The organism is Phytohabitans sp. LZ39 (genome assembly GCF_059359075.1).
The window spans coordinates 60,901-78,094 of sequence record NZ_JCADBM010000035.1 but is presented as its reverse complement, the minus strand read 5'-3'; the positions used below and the strand labels follow the sequence as shown (position 1 = coordinate 78,094).

At 71.3% G+C, this 17,194-nt stretch carries 14 protein-coding genes; 5 read left to right on the top strand and 9 right to left on the bottom strand.

Annotation, left to right across the window (positions count from 1 at the left end; genetic code table 11):
- The first annotated feature begins 377 nt into the window (after positions 1-377).
- From AC5L36_RS42100 to AC5L36_RS42090, 3 genes are read left to right on the top strand one after another with little or no spacing between them, the layout of a single operon-like run.
- On the top strand, positions 378-1,301 hold the full coding sequence (locus AC5L36_RS42100) for a substrate-binding domain-containing protein (RefSeq protein ID WP_441224421.1): 924 nt from the start codon (positions 378-380) through the stop codon (positions 1,299-1,301).
- A 31-nt stretch (positions 1,302-1,332) separates the two neighbouring features.
- Positions 1,333-2,811, top strand: coding sequence for a family 43 glycosylhydrolase (locus AC5L36_RS42095; RefSeq protein ID WP_441224420.1), 1,479 nt, complete (start codon positions 1,333-1,335; stop codon positions 2,809-2,811).
- A gap of 11 nt (positions 2,812-2,822) precedes the next feature.
- Positions 2,823-4,244, top strand: a complete 1,422-nt coding sequence (locus tag AC5L36_RS42090; RefSeq protein WP_441224419.1) for a family 43 glycosylhydrolase — start codon at positions 2,823-2,825, stop codon at positions 4,242-4,244.
- Positions 4,245-4,307: 63 nt separating this feature from the next.
- Here AC5L36_RS42090 and AC5L36_RS42085 read toward each other — a convergent pair whose 3' ends face one another.
- From AC5L36_RS42085 to AC5L36_RS42060, 6 genes are all read right to left on the bottom strand, one after another.
- Positions 4,308-4,964 carry an L-ribulose-5-phosphate 4-epimerase gene (locus AC5L36_RS42085; protein ID WP_441224418.1) on the bottom strand — a complete coding sequence of 219 codons (657 nt, stop codon included), beginning with the start codon at positions 4,962-4,964 and terminating at the stop codon, positions 4,308-4,310.
- Complete coding sequence (gene araB / locus AC5L36_RS42080; protein WP_441224417.1) at positions 4,961-6,637, bottom strand: ribulokinase; 1,677 nt, start codon at positions 6,635-6,637, stop codon at positions 4,961-4,963. The genes AC5L36_RS42085 and araB overlap by 4 nt, the downstream gene beginning before the upstream one ends.
- Before the next feature lie 4 nt (positions 6,638-6,641).
- A complete protein-coding gene (locus AC5L36_RS42075; RefSeq protein WP_441224416.1) occupies positions 6,642-7,625 on the bottom strand; it encodes a LacI family DNA-binding transcriptional regulator in 984 nt (327 codons plus the stop codon).
- 177 nt (positions 7,626-7,802) lie between these two features.
- Positions 7,803-9,527, bottom strand: a complete 1,725-nt coding sequence (locus AC5L36_RS42070) for a 5'-methylthioadenosine/S-adenosylhomocysteine nucleosidase (RefSeq protein ID WP_441224415.1) — start codon at positions 9,525-9,527, stop codon at positions 7,803-7,805.
- A 440-nt stretch (positions 9,528-9,967) separates the two neighbouring features.
- On the bottom strand, positions 9,968-10,603 hold the full coding sequence (gene leuE, locus AC5L36_RS42065; protein ID WP_441224414.1) for a leucine efflux protein LeuE: 636 nt from the start codon (positions 10,601-10,603) through the stop codon (positions 9,968-9,970).
- A 10-nt stretch (positions 10,604-10,613) separates the two neighbouring features.
- A complete protein-coding gene (locus AC5L36_RS42060; RefSeq protein ID WP_441224413.1) occupies positions 10,614-11,858 on the bottom strand; it encodes a bifunctional pyridoxamine 5'-phosphate oxidase family protein/GNAT family N-acetyltransferase in 1,245 nt (414 codons plus the stop codon).
- Positions 11,859-11,899: 41 nt separating this feature from the next.
- On the opposite strand from AC5L36_RS42060, the gene AC5L36_RS42055 reads away from it, so the two are divergent.
- A complete protein-coding gene (locus tag AC5L36_RS42055; RefSeq protein ID WP_441224424.1) occupies positions 11,900-13,243 on the top strand; it encodes an aminotransferase class I/II-fold pyridoxal phosphate-dependent enzyme in 1,344 nt (447 codons plus the stop codon).
- Positions 13,240-13,887, top strand: a complete 648-nt coding sequence (locus tag AC5L36_RS42050; protein WP_441224412.1) for a UdgX family uracil-DNA binding protein — start codon at positions 13,240-13,242, stop codon at positions 13,885-13,887. The genes AC5L36_RS42055 and AC5L36_RS42050 overlap by 4 nt, the downstream gene beginning before the upstream one ends.
- Positions 13,888-13,891: 4 nt before the next feature.
- On the opposite strand, the gene AC5L36_RS42045 is transcribed toward AC5L36_RS42050, so the two are convergent.
- From AC5L36_RS42045 to AC5L36_RS42035, 3 genes are read right to left on the bottom strand one after another with little or no spacing between them, the layout of a single operon-like run.
- Positions 13,892-14,641, bottom strand: a complete 750-nt coding sequence (locus tag AC5L36_RS42045) for a neutral zinc metallopeptidase (protein ID WP_441224411.1) — start codon at positions 14,639-14,641, stop codon at positions 13,892-13,894.
- Positions 14,629-15,333, bottom strand: a complete 705-nt coding sequence (locus AC5L36_RS42040; protein WP_441224410.1) for a hypothetical protein — start codon at positions 15,331-15,333, stop codon at positions 14,629-14,631. The genes AC5L36_RS42045 and AC5L36_RS42040 overlap by 13 nt, the downstream gene beginning before the upstream one ends.
- Positions 15,326-17,194 (bottom strand): ATP-binding cassette domain-containing protein, encoded by a 1,869-nt coding sequence (locus tag AC5L36_RS42035; protein WP_441224409.1) that lies wholly within the window; start codon positions 17,192-17,194, stop codon positions 15,326-15,328. Before AC5L36_RS42035 ends, AC5L36_RS42040 begins: the two co-directional genes overlap by 8 nt.

Sequence of the window (17,194 nt, the reverse complement as noted above, 5' to 3'; positions counted from 1 at the left end):
ACCGACCTGGGAAAACCCGAGAACGATCTTCCCATCGTCCGAGCCGCTGCCAGAACCGGCACCGTCATCGCCGCCACCGCAGGCGGCTAGCGGGCCGGCCAGTGCGGCGGCCAGCAGGACCGTCGATATTTTTCTGCGCATCTCGCACTCCTCGCCATCACTGTTAGCGCTAACATCCCCGCGACCGCTGCGGGGCTACCGCGGTGGCACGAGTGTGTTTGCGAGAGTGTTAACGCTCACGTTGCTCGGCGTCAAGAGCTTCACGCAATCGTGACGTGCGCGGTATGTAGCCGAACAGATCGACTCCAGTCAACCCCTTGACACCGTCAGTGTGAGCGCTAACACTGCCACTGACGCGGGGCCGGAGGGAGGTCACCATGCGCGGTGCGCGGCGGTTGCGCGACAGGCCGGTGCTGACCGGCGCCGCTCGTGTGGCGCACCGCACCGTGCCGCGCGGGCCGGCCGCCCAGCGCGCACCCGCGCTGGGGCTGGTCGCCTTCGACACCTCGCTCGCCGGTCCCACCTCGACGGTCTACGCGATCGCCCGCGCCGCCCGTGCCGCCGGCCACCCGCTCACGGCGGTCAGCGCGCGTTCGGTCGACGCGGACTCGGTCGCCTCCGCTGTCGAGACATTGCTCTGCCGGGAGGTCGGCGGCGTCCTCGCGGTCGCGCCGACCGATCCCGCGCTGGCCGCGCTGAGCCGGATCCCGGCGGAGGTGCCGCTCGTCGCCGTCGGCGCGGGCGAGGCCGAGGGCGTGCCGGTGGTCGGGTTCGACAACGTCGCGGGCGCGGCGTCCGTCACCCGCCACCTGCTCGACCTCGGGCACCACACCGTCCACCACGTCTCGGGTCCGCCCGGCTGGCCGGAGGCGCGCGAGCGGGTGGCCGGCTGGCGGGCCGCGCTGGGCGAGGCGGGGGCGCCGATCGGCATGGTGCTGGCCGGCGACTGGAGCGTGCGGTCCGGATACGAGGCGGTGCGCCACCTCGGGGGCCACCGCGGCGTGACGGCGATCTTCTGTGCCAACGACCAGATGGCGCTCGGCGCGTTGCGGGCGCTGCACCTGGCCGGCCGCGCGGTGCCCGAGGAGGTGAGCGTCGTCGGGTTCGGCGACATCCCCGAGGCGCCGTTTCTGCGGCCGCCGCTGACCACCGTGCGGCAGGATCTCGCCGCGCTCGGCCGGGCCGGCATCGACCTGCTGGTCCGGCAGATCGCTGAAGGTCGGCGGATCGGGCACCACCCGCGCATCCCGCCGGCGCTGGTGCAACGGGACAGCTCCGCGCGCCCGTTGTGTGAACGTTAACAACCGTAACCGTCGATGAAAAGGAGTCGCGATGACCCGCCCCTGGGCATGGCTCGTCGCCGCGACCGCGCTGCTCACGGTGTTTACCACCGCCGTGCCGCAGCCCGCGCACGCGGCGCCCGGCCGGCCGTACACCAACCCGATCAAGTCGCAGAAGGGCGCTGACCCCTGGCTGCAATACCACAACGGCAGCTACTACCTCGTCACCACCTCGTTCACCAACACGCTCACGATGCGCAAGTCGCCGACGCTCGCCGGGCTCGCCACCGCGCCGAGCGTGCAGATCTGGCAGGACACCACGTCGTCGCGCGGCACCAACTTCTGGGCGCCGGAAATCCACTTCCTCAATGGACGGTGGTATCTCTACTACTCCGCCGGCGCGGTCGGTGTGGCCTGTTGCGACAGTCAGCGCACGCATGTGCTGGAGAGCGCCGGCTCCGACCCCCTCGGGCCGTACACGTATCGGAACATGCTCACCGGCTCCAACCTCACCCCCGGCGGCTGGCTCATCGACGCCAGTGTGCTCCAGCTCAACGGATCGCTCTATCTGATGGGCAGCGGCTTCATCGGCGGCAGCACGCAGAGCCTCGTGATCGCGCCGATGAGCAACCCCTACACGGTCAGCGGCACCTTCAGCCTCATCTCGTCGCCCACGCTTTCCTGGGAGCGGCAGGAGGGCAACGTGAACGAAGGGCCGGAACCGTTGCAGCGCAACGGGCGCACGTTCATCGTGTACTCGGCGAGCGCCTGCTGGGGGCCCAACTACAAGCTCGGCCGGCTGACGCTCACCGGCACCAACCCGCTCAGCGCCTCGTCCTGGACGAAGAACGCCAACCCGGTGTTCCAGCGCAGCGACGCCAACAGCGTCTACGCGCCCGGCCACAACGGCTTCTTCACCTCGCCGGACGGCACCGAAAACTGGATCGTCTACCACGCGAACGCGTCCTCCGGCGGCGGCTGCGACAACAACCGCACGACGCGGGCGCAGAAGTTCACGTGGAACTCCGACGGCACCCCCAACTTCGGCACGCCCATGCGCCTCGGCACCACGGCGGACGGGCCGGCGGGGGAGACGGCGACCACGCCGACCGCGTACACCATCGTCAACCGCAACAGCGGCAAGTGCCTGGAGGTGGCCGGCGGGTCCACAGCGGACGGTGCCAACATCCAGCAGTGGACGTGTAACGGTGGCAGCAACCAGCGGTGGCGCCTCGAAGACCAGGCCGACGACACGAGCCGGCTCGTCAACGTGGGCACCGGCAAGGTGGCCGACGTGACCAACTGCGCCTCGGCCGACGGCACCGACATCCGCCAATGGTCGTGGCTCGACAACACGTGCCAGCGCTACCGGCTCGTGCTGAGCGCCGCCGGCGGCTGGGTGCGGCTCACCAACCAGGCCACCGGCAAGGTCGCCGACGTCGCCAACTGCGGCACCGGCGACGGCGCCGACGTGCGCCTGTGGTCGTGGCTCAACAACAACTGCCAGCAGTGGCAGCTCCAGCCGGTATGAGGGAGACAACCATGCGCAGAGTCGCCGTGATCGCCGTCCTCTTGACAGCCGCGAGCATGCTCGTCGTCACACCCGCCGCCGCCGCGCCGGCCGTGCAGTACACCAACTCGCTCGTCGCGCAGCGGGCCGACCCGCACATCGTGAAGCACACCGACGGCTACTACTACATGACCGCCACAGCACCGGAGTACGACCGCATCGTGCTGCGCCGTGCCACGACGCTCCAGGGGCTCGCCTCCGCGCCCGAGAGCGTCATCTGGCGCCGCCACACGAGCGGCGAGATGGCCGCGCACATCTGGGCGCCGGAGATCCACTACATCAACGGCCGGTGGTACATCTACTTCGCCGCCGGCCGCAGCGACGACGTCTGGGCCATCCGGATGTACGTGCTGGAGAACGCTTCCGCCAACCCACTCACCGGCGGGTGGACCGAGCGTGGCCGGATCGTGACGCCGCTCAACACGTTCTCGCTCGACGCCACCACCTTCGTCCACAATGGAACGCGTTATCTCGCCTGGGCGCAGAACGACCCGGCCGTCGGCAGCGGCACCAACCTCTACCTGGCGCCCATGTCGAACCCATGGACCATATCGGCCACACCGGCGCGGATCAGCGTGCCCACGCACTCGTGGGAGACGATCGGGCACCGGGTGAACGAAGGGGCCGCCGTCATCCAGCGCAACGGCCGCGTGTTCATGACGTTCTCGGCGAGCGCGACCGACGCCAACTACTGCCTGGGCCTGCTCACCGCCTCGGCGTCCAGCAACCTCATGAACCCGTCGTCGTGGACGAAGAGCGCGCAGCCGGTCTTCCGCAGCAACGCGAACACGAGCCAGTACGGCCCGGGGCACAACTCCTTCACCGTCTCGGAGGACGGCCAGAGCGACATCCTCGTCTACCACGACCGCGGCTACCGCGACATCAGCGGTGACCCGCTCAACGACCCCAACCGCCGCACGCGCCTCCAGAAGTTCTACTGGAACGCCGACGGCACGCCGAACTTCGGCATCCCGGTCGCCGACGGGATCACGCCGGTGCGGCTGCGCTCGTACAACTTCGCGGACCGGTACATCCGGCACTGGGACTACCGGGCGCGCCTCGAGGCGAACGTCACCAACCTCGCCGACTCACAGTTCCGCATCGTCACCGGCCTCAACGGCGGCGGCACCGTGTCGCTGGAGTCGACCAACTTCCCCGGCTACTACCTGCGGCACCGCAACCACGAGGTGTGGGTGGAACGCAACGACGGCTCGGCCACGTTCCGCGCGGACGCGAGCTTCTTCCGCCGGGCCGGGCTCGCCGACGGCGCCGGGGTGTCGTTGGAGTCGGCGAACTTCGCCGGCCGCTACGTCCGCCACTCGTCCAACCTGCTCTATACGCAGCCGGTGAGCACCGCGACCGATCGCGCCGACGCGACCTTCTACCTGGAGTAGCGGCAAAGCGAGGAGGTCTGGCCGGGGCCCACCATCCCCGTGCCAGACCTCCACGTCTTTTCGTTACCGCTGCCCGTAGACGTTCTGGTAGCGGTCGTAGAGCTTGTCTATATCGGACTGTGCGATGGGGAGCGGCTCGCCGAGCTGGCGGGCGATGTGCACGGTGCGGGCCACGTCTTCGCACATGACCGCCGCCTTGACCGCGGCCTTGGCACTCTTGCCGATGGTGAAGACGCCGTGGTTTTGCATCAGCACCGCCGGGGAGCGGTGCCCGCGCAGCGTCGCCACGATGCCCTTGCCGATGTCGTCGCCACCGATGAGCGCGAACGGGCCGATCGGGATCTCCGCGCCGAACTCGTCGGCCATAGCGGTCAGCACGCACGGCACCGGCTCGCCGCGGGCGGCCCACGCGGTCGCGTAGGTGGAGTGGGTGTGCACCACGCCGCCGACCTCGGGCATCTCGCGGTAGACGTAGGCGTGGGCGGCCGTGTCGCTCGACGGGGCGAAGTCGCCCTCCACGAGCTGCCCGTCGAGGTCGCAGACCACCATCGACTCGGGGGTCAGCTCGTCGTACGACACACCGCTGGGCTTGATGACGAAGAGGTCTTCGCCGGGCACGCGGGCCGACACGTTGCCGGCGGTCCAGACCACCAGACCCCAGCGGATCAGCTGGTCGTGCAACCCCACGAGGTCTTTGCGGAGCTGGTCGACCGAACTCATGCCCGTGCCTCGTTCCGGATCCGGCGCAGCCGGTGCAGCACGTCGTTCTCCCCGCGTCCGAAGTAGTCGTGCAACCGCCTGTACTCCTCGTAGAGCGCCTCGTACGCCTTGGTGCGCGCGGCGTCCGGCTCGTAGACACGCCGCTCTACCCGGCCCATCGCCGCGGCGGCGGCGGGCACGTCCGGGTAGGCGCCGGCGGCCACCGCCGCGTGGATCGCCGAGCCGAGCGCCGGGCCCTGCTCCGAGCCGATCACCGAGATCGGGCGGCCGGTCACGTCGGCGTACAGCTGCATGAGCCACGTGTTCTTCAGCAGGCCGCCGGCCGCGACGAGCTCGGTGACCGGGAGGCCGGAGCCCTCGAAGGCGTCGATGATCGTGCGGGTGCCGAAGGCCGTGGCCTCGACCAGCGCCCGGTAGACGTCTTCCGGCCGGGTGGCGATCGTCTGGCCCACGATCACGCCGGACAGCTCGTGGTCGACGAGCACCGAACGGTTGCCGTTGTGCCAGTCGAGTGCGACGAGGCCGTGCTGCCCGACCTTCTGCGCGGCGGCGAGCTCGCTCAGGTACTCGTGCGGCCCGATGCCCCGCCGCTCCGCCTCGGCCCGGTAGTCGGCGGGCAGCGACGAGTCGACGAACCAGGCGAAGATGTCGCCGACGCCGCTCTGGCCGCCCTCGTACCCGTATCCGCCGGCCACGATGCCGCCGTCGACGACGCCGCACATGCCGGGGACCTCGGCGAGGGTGTCGCCGTTCATTACGTGGCAGGTGGAGGTACCCATGATCATGACGAGCTGGCCGGGCGAGATGGCCTGCGCGGCCGGTGCGGTGACGTGGGCGTCGACGTTGCCGGCGGCGACCGCGATGCCCTCGGGCAGCCCGGTCCAGGCCGCCGCCTGCGCGGTCAGCCCGCCGGCCAGCGCGCCGAGCGGCAGCAGCGGGTGGTCGATCTTCGCCACGAAGCCGGCGAAGTCGGGGTTGAGCGCTGCCAGGTATTCGGCGCTCGGGTAGCTGCCGTCCTGGTAGATGCCCTTGTAGCCGGCGGTGCAGACGTTGCGCGTCTCGGTGCCGCAGAGCTGCCACACGATCCAGTCGGCCGCCTCGATCCACCGCTCGGCGCGCGCGTAGACCTCCGGGTCTTCCTCCAGCAGCTGGAGGCCCTTGGCGAACTGCCACTCGGAGGAGATCTTCCCGCCGTACCTGTTGATCCAGGGCTCGCCGCGCTCGTGGGCGAGCGCGTTGATGCGGTCGGCCTGCCCCTGGGCGGCGTGGTGTTTCCACAGCTTCGTGTACGCGTGCGGCCGGTCGGCGAGCTCCGGCAGGCGGCACAGCGGGGTGCCGTCGGCCAGCGTGGGCAGCACGGTGCACGCGGTGAAGTCGGTGGAGATGCCGATCACCAGAGCCGGGTCGACGCCCGCGTCCGCGATCGCGGCCGGCACCGCGACGCGTAGCACGTCGAGGTAGTCCTCGGGGTCCTGGAGCGCCCAGTCGGGCGGGAGCGCCGCGCCGGTGGCCGGGAGGGTGCGGTCGATGACGCCGTGCCGGTACTCGTGGACGGCGGTGCCCATCTCGGCGCCGTCGTCGACGCGGACCACGAGGGCCCGTCCGGAAAGGGTGCCGTAGTCGACGCCCACGACGTATCGAGGGGGCTCGTTAGCGTTAACAGCATGGGGCATGGGGCTACCTCAAGGGGGCGCGGGTACTTTCGCGGACGACGAACTCTGGGGGGATCACGATGCGGCGGCGGGAGCGCGGGGCCCCGTCGACCTGCTCCATCAGCAGCGCGAGGCTCTGCCGGCCGACCTCGCCGAACTCCTGCCGGAGCGTGGTCAGCGGCGGCGTGAAGAACTCGGCCTCCGGGATGTCGTCGAAGCCGACGATGCTCATCCGCTCGGGCACCGGGATGCCGGCCTCGGAGAGCGCCCGCAGCGCGCCGATCGCCATCTGGTCGTTGGCCACGAAGAGGGCGGTCAACCCGTCCGCGCCGATCAGCTTGCGGGCGGCCTCGTAGCCGGAGCGGGGGCTCCAGTCGCCCCGCACCAGCTCGGGGATCTCTCGGTCGGCGTCGGTGAGCGCGTCGCGCCAGCCGCGCTCGCGCTCCTGGGCCTCGTGCCAGTCGCCGGGGCCGGCGATGTGCGCGACCGTGCGGTGGCCGAGCGAGAGTAGGTGCTCGGTGGCGAGGCGGGCGCCGAGCCGCTGGTCGACGGCGACGGTCGGCACCGGCGCGCGGCCGCCCTCGACCGCCACCACCGGGATGTCCTTGGGCACGTGGCGCAGCGCCGTCGTGGTCGAGGTGTGCGGTGTGATCGCGATGATGCCCTCGACAGCCTGCGCCATCAGCGCCTCGAACGCCTCACCGAACGAACGGCGGTCGACGCTGGGCAGGCTGGCGATGCTGATCGCGTATCCGATGTCGCGGGCCGCCCGCTCGATGGCGAGCAGCATGGAGGCGGGCCCGTAGAGCGTGGTGTCGATGCTGACCACCCCGAGCGTGCGGGTGCGGCCGGTGACGAGTGCGCGGGCGGCGACGTTGGGCCGGTAGCCGAGCTCGGTCATCGCGGCGAGCACGCGCTGGCGGGTCACCTGGCTGACGGTCGGCTGGTCGTTGATGACGCGGGAGACGGTCATGTGGGAGACTCCAGCCAGCCGGGCCACATCGACCATCCCGACCTGCCGGCGCGGGCCACGCCCCGATAGGCTTCCGCCGTCTCGTCGCTCCGCCATGCGTCTGGGCCCCGTTTCTCAAACCCGGTGAAACAACTCGCCTGTTCACGTTAACAGGCATATTCCGGCCTTGACCCATTGCCTGTCAAGTCCTTCGAAAACCTTTCGAACTCCCACCTACGGCAGGCTTGCGATCAGTTCATAGGCGAACGCCGCGGCGCTCGCCGCCGCCATCGGCTGCCAGTCGGCGTCTGCGGCGGTCGTCTTCGTGCCGTCGGCCGCGTCGCTGACGCCGCGGATGATGAGCGCCGCCATCGACCGGTTGAGGTGGGCGGCCCGGGCCACACCCGCCCCTTCCATCTCGATAGCCGCACTGTCGTTGTAGTGCCGCATGATCTGGGTCGCCAGGGGCGAGGTGCGGGAGTTGAGCACCACGTCGCCAGCCGCGATCGGTCTGAAGTGGACGGTGCTCTGCGGCGGACCGCCGCCGGTCAGCCACCGCCGCCAGGAGCCGCCCCGCGCGACATATCGGGCGAGCTGCTCCAGGTCGTTGGGCGCGTCCCAGGACCGCGGGCGGGAGTGGAAGCCGCTGTCGTCCTCCTGGCCGCCGTGGTAGTAGTACACCCGCGTGCCGACGACGATGTCGCCGATCCGGATGTCGTCGTGCAGCGCGCCGGCCACGCCGACAAACAGCACCGCCTTCGGGTTGAACATGCCCGCGGCCCGTTCCGTGATGATCCCGGCGGTCTGCGTGCCTTCTCCCATCACGCAGATCGCGATCGGCTGCGGGCTGCCGGGCAGCTGCCCGACCTCGAAGATGGTGCCCGCCGGATGGCGGACGGCCTGGAGGTTTCCCAGCGCGGTGCGGACCGCGTTGTACTCCACCTCCAGGGCGGTCAGGATCACGACGATCCCACCCGGCGGGGCGACGGCGGTCGGCTGAAAGCGCCCTTGCAGGATGTGCGCGAGGCGCAGGCTTATCTGCTGGGGCGCGATCCCCGCGTGCGTCAGCATGTCGGCGACACCGCCCGGCTGGCTGAGGATGCCGAGCAGGATGTGCGGCGAGTCGACCTGCGGCGCGCCCCAATCCCGGGCGATCTCGTATGCCCGCCCCAGCGCGTCGCGGCCCCGGGCGTTGAGGACGAGGGGCGTCTCGCTGACCCCGAAGCCGGCACCCAGCCACGCCTGTACCAGCCCGCGCGTGGCCGCCTCGGTGAGGCCGAGGCTGGCCATCGCCACCGCGTCGGCACTATCCGGCTGGCAGAGGAGCCCGAGCAGCAGGTGCTCCGCCCCCAGCCGGGAGTGGTGCATGGCCCGTGCCTCCTCGATGGCCCGCGCGAAGACCCGTTTTCCGAGATCGGAGTAGTACTCGAGCGACGGCGGCTGGCGGGTGTGGTGCGGATTGCCCGGCGGCCCCGTCACCCCGATGCCGTCCGCGCGCATCCCACCGCCCGCGGCCTCCTCACGCGGCGGCGTGCCATTGAGGCTGGGCCGCAGGTACTGGCGGATCGCCACGACCTGAGCGCCGTCGGTCTGGAGCGCCGCCAGGCCGCCGACGCACAGCAGGGCCAGCAGCAGGTGCTCGGTGCCGACGTTGGGGGCGCCGAGGTTGGCGGCCTCCCCGGCGGCGTGGGTGACGAGCACGGCGATGCTGGGATCCGGCGTCACGATGCCGCTGTGCGGAGTGCGGACCGGCAGCGTGAGATCGACCCGCTCGTACATGTCGTCGGTCGCCACGGCCATGGCCACCAGTAGCTGGTGACCCAGGCACTCCGGCTGCCGGAGGATGCCGAGCAGGAGGTGGGCGGGCAGCAGCCGGGTGTCGCCGCGCCCCCGCGCCTCGTCGGTAGCGACCCGGAACGCCTCGCGCGCCTGGGGCGTGAACCGCTCGACCTGCGTCACGCTGACCCCCGCCCAGTCTCCAGCTGCGGGGTGCCGGCGGGCTCCTTCCGCGAGACTTGCCTGCGATGCCCGGGCAGAATATCGAAGGTGCGCATCGTCCGGTATAGCGATAATCCGCCCGACATTCGTGACTGATCGTCGAGGCACGCCACCGTCCGGCCGTCCCGTTCCGGAGTCGGGCTTCTACAAGCAGATTTGCCCACGTCCGCTTTTGGTCGCGCGCCGCATGCTCCCGCGGGCCTCAGCTTCGCTTGTGGTTGCGGTTAGGTCGGCGCCTCCGGCGAGGCCTCCGGCTCCGGACGGGGCCGTCTCCGGCCAAACGATCAGGGTGAGGCCGCGGGAAATGCACCCCAAGAAAACGCTCCGCTGCGCTCCGCGTTTCCCCGGGGGCCCCGCGCAGCGGTCTGGACCACGACGGACGTCGCGGTAGCTCAAAGAAACTAGCCTGTGGCGAGTTTCAGGCCGAAGCCGAGGAACAGCGTGCCGGCCGCGGTGGTGGCGCCGGCGGCCAGGCGGCGGCGACGGCGAAACTGGGCGGCCAGGAACGTGCCGGCGAAGATGAGCAGCGTCAGGTAGAGCGCGCTGGCCAGCTGCGCGATCAAGCCCAGTAGCAGGAACGACAGGGCGGGGTAGGCGTACGCCGGGTCGACGAACTGGATGAAGAACGAGATGAAGAACAGGATCGCCTTCGGGTTGAGCAGGCTGATCACGGCCGCGCGGCGGAAGGGGTTGACCACCGGCTCGGCGGTCGGTGCGGGCGTGGCCGGTGAGGGTGAGCGCCAGCGGCGCCAGGCGCCGCGGAGCATCTGGACGCCGACGTAGCCGAGGTAGACCGCGCCGGCCCACTTGATGGCCAGGAAGACCGGCGGGTACGCATTCAGGAGCGAGGCGACACCCGCGGCCGAGAGCACCATGAGCACGGTGTCGCCCAGGAAGACGCCCGCGGCGGCGCGGTAGCCGGACGATACGCCGCGCCGGGCCGCCGTGGAGAGCACGAAGAGCGAGTTGGGCCCGGGCAGCAGGATGATGGCGACCGTGCCCAGCACGTAGGTCCAGATGTCGGTGATCCCCAGCACGGCGCCATCCTCACCCGACGGCCGCCGGAGCGCGAAGCTTTTCCCGCAGCCTCACATGTGCCGCTGGCCACTCGTCGAGGGTCATCGCGTACTGGACGCTGTCGTACCAGGCGCCGTCCGCGCGCAGCCGGTGCATGCGCAGCACGCCCTCGCGCCGCGCGCCGAGGCGCTCGATGGCGGCCTGCGAGCGGTCGTTGCGGGTGTCGGTGTGCCACACCACGCGCACCGCGCCGAGCTCCTCGAACGCGCGGGTGAGCAGGAGCAGCTTGGCCTCGGTGTTGATCCCCGTGCGCCAACACCGGCGGCTCAAGAAGGTGTAGCCGATGCCGAGCGAGCGCTTCGCCTCGTTGAGCTCGTAGTAGGAGGTGGTGCCGATCACCTCGCCGGTGGCCGCGTCGCGCTGGACCCAGGGCACGCGCGCGCCGGTGTGGTGCATGTGGAGCGCGCCGGCGACGACGTCGGCCATGCCGTCGCGGTCGGTGGGCTGGCCGTGCGTCAGGTGCTGCCACACCTCCGGGTCGCGGGTGGCGGCGAACAGCTCGTCGACGTGCGCCATGTCGAGCGGCTCGAGGATGACGTGGTCGCCGTGCATCGGCTCGGGCGTGAGCCAGGGGGAGCGGGGCGGCCGCAGGCTGTGCGGCACCGGCACGGTCACGCCGGTGTCCGGCTCGGGCATGCCGGGCACGAGGCGCAGCGGCACCACGCCCGCCCAGTAGGGCAGGTCGAGGTCTTCCTCGTCTTCGACCACGCCGCCGGTGCGGGCCTTGACGGAGACCTCGCGCAGCGGGATCGCCAGCATCGCGGTCTCGGCGAGCTCCCTGCGGGTGGGGACGCGGGTCTGCGCCGAGCGGCCGCTCGCGATCTTGTCGATCATCGCGCTGAGGACCGTCCGCTTTTCCTCCTCGCTCGTCACCAGCCGGGCCACACCGTGCGCGACGACCGAACGGTAGTTGGCACTGTGGTGAAGCTGCGAGCGGGCCAGCACCAGCCCGTCGAGCTGGGTGACCGTCAGGCAGACGCGCAGCCCGGCGTCGCCGCGCGCGGCCAGCAGGGGGCGGCTGCCGGTGGAACCGTGCACGTACACCGTCTCGCCGACCCGGACGTGCAGCGTGGGCAGCACCCGCGGCTCACCGTCCACAGTGAACGCGAGCGCGCAGTGGTATGCCTCGTCGAGGATCGCGTGAGCGGTGGCCCGCTCGTAGGACATGCGCCCGCGCTCCCGGCTGGCGGTCGTCCGCTCGGTCCGCTGGTACATGCGCCGTCCTCCGAAGTTTGTTATAGTACAAAACCGTGACTGTGTCAGTACATTATCAGATCTCTGGGGCCACGTCAGCGGAGATTTCGGCGAGCGTGGAGTCCGGGGTGCGCACCGGCGAGCTGCCTTCCGGCGCCCCACTGCCGGCCGTCCGGGCGCTGGCCGACGACCTCGGCGTGAGCCCCGGGACGGTGGCGAAGGCATACCAGGTGCTCCGCCAGCGCGGCGTGATCGAGACCGCGGGCCGCAACGGCACGCGGGTGCGCCCCCGGCCGCCGGTCACCGCCACCCGCGCCGCGCTGCGCCCGGCAGTGCCGCCGGGCGCGCTCGACCTCTCCTCCGGAGAGCCGGACCGCCGCCTCCTGCCCCCGTTGGGTCCGCACCTCGCCGCGCTCGCCGCGGAGGTCGGGCCGCCCAGCGGGTACGCGCAGGCGGGTGTGTGGCCGGATCTCGCCGAGCTGATCCGCGCCCGCTTCGCGGCCGACGGCGTGCACGCGCCGGCCGTCACCGTGACCAGCGGCGCGCTGGACGGCGCCGAGCGGCTGCTCACCGCCCACCTGCGCCCCGGTGACGCGGTGGCCGTCGAAGACCCGGGCTGGTCCAACCTCCTCGACCTGGTCGCCGCGCTCGGGCTGCGCCCGGTGCCGGTGCCCGTGGACGGTGACGGGGCGACGCCGCGTGGCCTGCGTGCGGCGCTCGCCGCGGGCGCGCGGGCCGTGGTCGTGACCACCCGCGCGCACAACCCCACCGGCGCCTACCTCACCGCGTCGCGGGCGGCCGACCTGCGCGAGGTGCTCGCCGGCCAGGACGGCGTGCTGCTGATCGAAGACGACCACGCCGGCGAGCTCGCGGACGTGCCACTGCACGCCCTGGCCGGTGCGACGCGGAGCTGGGCGTTCCTTCGCTCGGCCTCCAAGCCCTACGGCGCGGACCTGCGGCTCGCCGCCCTCGGCGGTGACGAGGCCACGGTGGCGCGGGTCGCCGGCCGCATGCGGCTCGGCGCCGGGTGGGTGTCCACGCTGCTGCAACGGCTGGCCGTGAGCGTGTGGCAGGACCCGGCCGCCGCGGCCGGCGTCGTCGCGGCGGGCCGCAGCTACGACCGCCGCCGCCACGCCCTGCTCGCGGCGCTCGCCGAGCGCGGCGTGGGCGCCTCCGGGCGGACCGGCATCAACGTCTGGATCCCCGTCGCCGACGAGACCCGCGCGGTCACGGCGCTCCGCGACTCCGGGTACGCGGTGGCGCCCGGCGCGCTGTACCGGCAGGCCACGCCACCGGGCATCCGGATCACGATCAGCCCGCTGGAGGAGTCGGACATCCCGCCACTCGCCGACGCGGTGGCCGAGGCCGCATCTTCCGCGCCCGAATGGGGTAGAACAGTGCGGTGACGACAGCGCAGGACTTCGTCCCGGACGGTGCCCGCACGCTCGACGAGCTGAAGGCGGCCGCGCCCTCGTGCAAGGGCTGCGAGCTCTACCAGGACGCCACCCAGGTGGTCTTCGGCCGGGGTGACGCGCACGCGCGGGTGGTCTTCGTGGGCGAGCAGCCCGGCGACGTCGAGGACCAGAAGGGACTGCCCTTCGTCGGGCCGGCCGGCCACCTGCTGCGCCGCGCGGTCGACGAGGCCGGCATCGACCCGTCCCACGTGTACATCACCAACGCTGTCAAGCATTTCCGCTTCGAGCCGCGCGGCAAGCGGCGCATCCACAAGACACCCGATCGGGTACACATCGAGGCGTGCCGGCCATGGCTGGTGTCGGAGTTCGCGCTGCTGCGGCCGGAGGTCGTCGTGGTGCTCGGGGCCACGGCGGCGAAGGCGCTGCTCGGGCCGTCGTTCCGGGTGACGCAGCAGCGCGGTCAGGTGCTGGAGTGGCCGGCCGCGGCCCAGCACCCGGAGGACTTTCCGGTGGAGCCGGCGAAGCTTGTGGCCACCATCCACCCGTCCGCCGTGCTGCGCGCCGACAACCGCGACGTCGCGTTCGACGGTCTCGTGGCCGACCTCAAGGTTGTCGCCCAGACACTGGCGAAATAGGCACTCAGAGTTTGGTGGTGCACGCTTTGGGGGTGGTCAGGTAGCCGGCGAAGAAGGCGGCCCGCCGTTGGGAGGCGGAGCCGTGCGCGCCGGAGTCGAACCATCCGACTCCCGGCTCGTCGGCCACCTCCGACATCCCGCGGAAGAGTTCCTCGAAGTCGCCCTTCTCGCGGGTCAGGCGGCCGCTGTTCGTCACGTCGCCGAGGTAGGCGCCGGCGAGGCAGTCGGCCTGTAGCTCGGTCTTGATGGAGAACGACGACGACAGGCCGAGCCGCGCCTGGATGGCGTGGCCGTACTCATGGCCGATCACGAAATAGACGAACGCGTCGCCGATGTCTCGCCACGTCTTCCGTAGCCAGTCGGTGTCCCAGGCGATGTAGTCGGCGCCGGAGCAGTACACGGCGTTGTTGGCCGGGATCCGCTCCGAACCGCACTTCGGCCCGCCCTTTCCGCGGTAGGGGATCATCCGGGCCACTGGCTCGAAGCCCAAACCGCGTTTGGGGAACTCCTCCCGCCAGTACTCTTCCACCGTTTCGCGAGCCAGGTCGACGTCTTCCTCGAAGGTCTTGCCGGCGACGTCGGGGCTGGTCTCGGGCACCGCCGTCGAGGGTTTCGGCTCATCGCGGGGCGCCGGGGCGGACACCGTGGGATCGGCGGTGGTGCCGCCGCCCTCGGGCAGACCAGCTGACACCGCGCAGCCCTGGAGGGCGATGACCGCGGCCATGGCACCCGCGGCGTATCTCAGCTTTCGCATCCGGACTCCCCGGTCGGTTCGCCGTACTTGACGACCTGGAGCACGATCTTGGTCGTCAGGCTCGGACTTGTCTCCGGCGGCTCGGACTGGGCGACGACGACCCAGTCGCGGTCGATGAGCTGAAACCGTCCCTTCCCGGTGGCGTCGTGTGAACGGATGTTGAGGAACCGGGCGGACCGCAGCGCCTCCTGCGCCGCCTGGAGCTCCTTGCAGACGACGTCCGGCACGACGCCGACGGTGGTGTCGGTCGAACCTTTGCCGTCCGTGGGTTTCCGGACGTGGAGGGTGACGACTCCGGTGCTGGTTTCCTGCGAAACCACGAGCCAGTTGTTGTCTTCCAAAACCATCCGCTCCGCGCCGGTGGCGTCGACGACCTTGACAGAGGTGTAACCCGCGCCGGCCAGCAAGGCTTTTGCCTCGCTCAGCCGCTTCCGCACGACGTCCGGCACCGGTCGACCTTCTGATGTGGACGGTGGCGTGGCCGCGGGCGTAGACGGTGCCGGCGTCCGTGGCGCGGAAGCCGGTGCCGTCGATGGCTCGGCGTCCGCGGAGCCGCCGTCTCCGTAGGTGATGCGATTGACCGCGAGGCCGCCGCCGCAGCAGGCGAGCACCGTGACGACCGCCAGCGCGATCCACCAGTTGCGCTTTCGCCGCCAGCCGGGCAGCCCGGCGTGAGATCTCCACTCAGCCACGCCAACGCCTCTCCGTGCGATATACGGCCAGCACCGTCGACCAGATCCCGACCAGCGCCATGAGAACCACCGCCAACGGCACCCACACGGCGCCGTTCTCGAACATGGGGTCCTGCCGCCCGTCTACGACCCACTCCGTGTTCAGATCGGCGTAGGAGGCGACCATGCCCAGCCCGAGCCGCGACGGCAGGAGGACGGTGAGCCACAGCGGCACCTTGAAGAGGGCGCCATTGAGCGCGACCTGGCAGATCGCCAAGACCGTGTTGTACGTGATCGCCTGCTCCACCGAGTCGGCGAGCGACGAGACGAGGAGGCCAAGACCCATCGAGCTGACCATCGTCATGAACGTGGCGCCGAAGAGCAGCAGCAGGGGAGATAGGCCGAGCGCGGGGGTGGGGAGCGGCCGCGCGCAGGCGTAGACGAGCGTGATCGCGAGCGACAGTACGACGCACGCCGCGGTGTAGACGGCGACCTTGGCCGTCAGGAGCTTCCCGGCGCTCACCCCGATGCGCCAGTCGCGCCGCAGAATGTCCCGTTCCTGCACCAGATCCAGGTAGGTGAGTGCCGCTCCGGTCAACGCGGCGACCGTCACGAGGATCGAGAGCACCTGGGTCGTTTCCGGTCCGGGGACCAGCCCGCCGGCGGACGACACGATCGCCAGGGCCGTGCCGACGACCGGCAGCGCCGTCAGCATGGCCAGCGACTTGGGGCCGCGCCGCACGACGAGCGTGGCCTGGCGCACCAACACATCGAGAAAACCGGTGGTCGTGAAACCCGCGGTCCGGCGTGGACGGGGGCGCCGCGCCGGACGCCTGGCGGGCGCCGCGGCTCCGCGGACTGGTGCACGGTCGGCGTCGACGAGCAGGTCCGCCCAGCCACGGTGCCCGAGGCTCTCCGGAGCGACCGGAGGACCGGAGTAGCGCACCCGCCCACCACGTCCGACCAGGACGAGCCGGTCCGCCTGGTCCAGGTGTGCCACGGTGTGGGTAACCAGGATCGTCGTGCAGTGGTACTCCCGGCTGATCCCGCGGAGGCGCACCATGACGTCGCGGTCCTTGCCAAGGTCGAGGCCGCTGGTCGGCTCGTCCAGCAGCAGCAGTTGGGGCCGCCCGACAAGCTCCGTCCCGATCGACACCCGCCGCCGCTCGCCGCCGGACAGCGCGCCGACGCGGTGGCCGGCTCGGTCGACCAGGCTCAGCCACGACAGTGCCTCCCGAACCCGCCCCGTCACCTCGTCCCGCGGCGCGTCGCCGGCGGCGCGAAGGCGAGCGGCGAGGGTCAGCGTCTCGGCCACCGTGAGGTCGTCGAAGAGGTCGTCCGACTGGGGCACGTAGCGCACCTGCTGGCGGCCCGAGCTCGCGCGACCCCGCTGGGCGCCTCCGATCGTGACGGAGCCCCGCAGCGGTTGGTACTCGCCGAGCAGCAGCTTGATGAGCGACGACTTGCCCGCGCCGGACGGCCCGACCACCGCCACGATCTCGCCGGCCTCGATCCGCAGGGTGACGTCGTCGAGGAGGATGTGGCCGTGTCGCGCGACAGTGACCTCGCGCACTTCGACAGAGAGGCCTCTCCCGGCGCTGACGCTCAGCGCGGCGTGCGTGTCCCGGAGGCGATCGTCGACGAATGCCATCGGCGAAGCGGTGACGGTGGTCTGGCCGATGACGAAGGTCCCACCCTCGTCGAGGACGGCTCGCGCCGCCCGCGCACCGTTGACGAACACCCGGCCCGCGGCCTCGCTGACCCGCCACCTGCCCCGCGCGTCAATCTCCAGCATGGCGTGCCGGGCATGTACGGAGGGATCGTCGACCTCCAGGTCCGCGCCGGCCCCGGCGCGCCCGATCGTCCACTGTGGCGTTCCCAT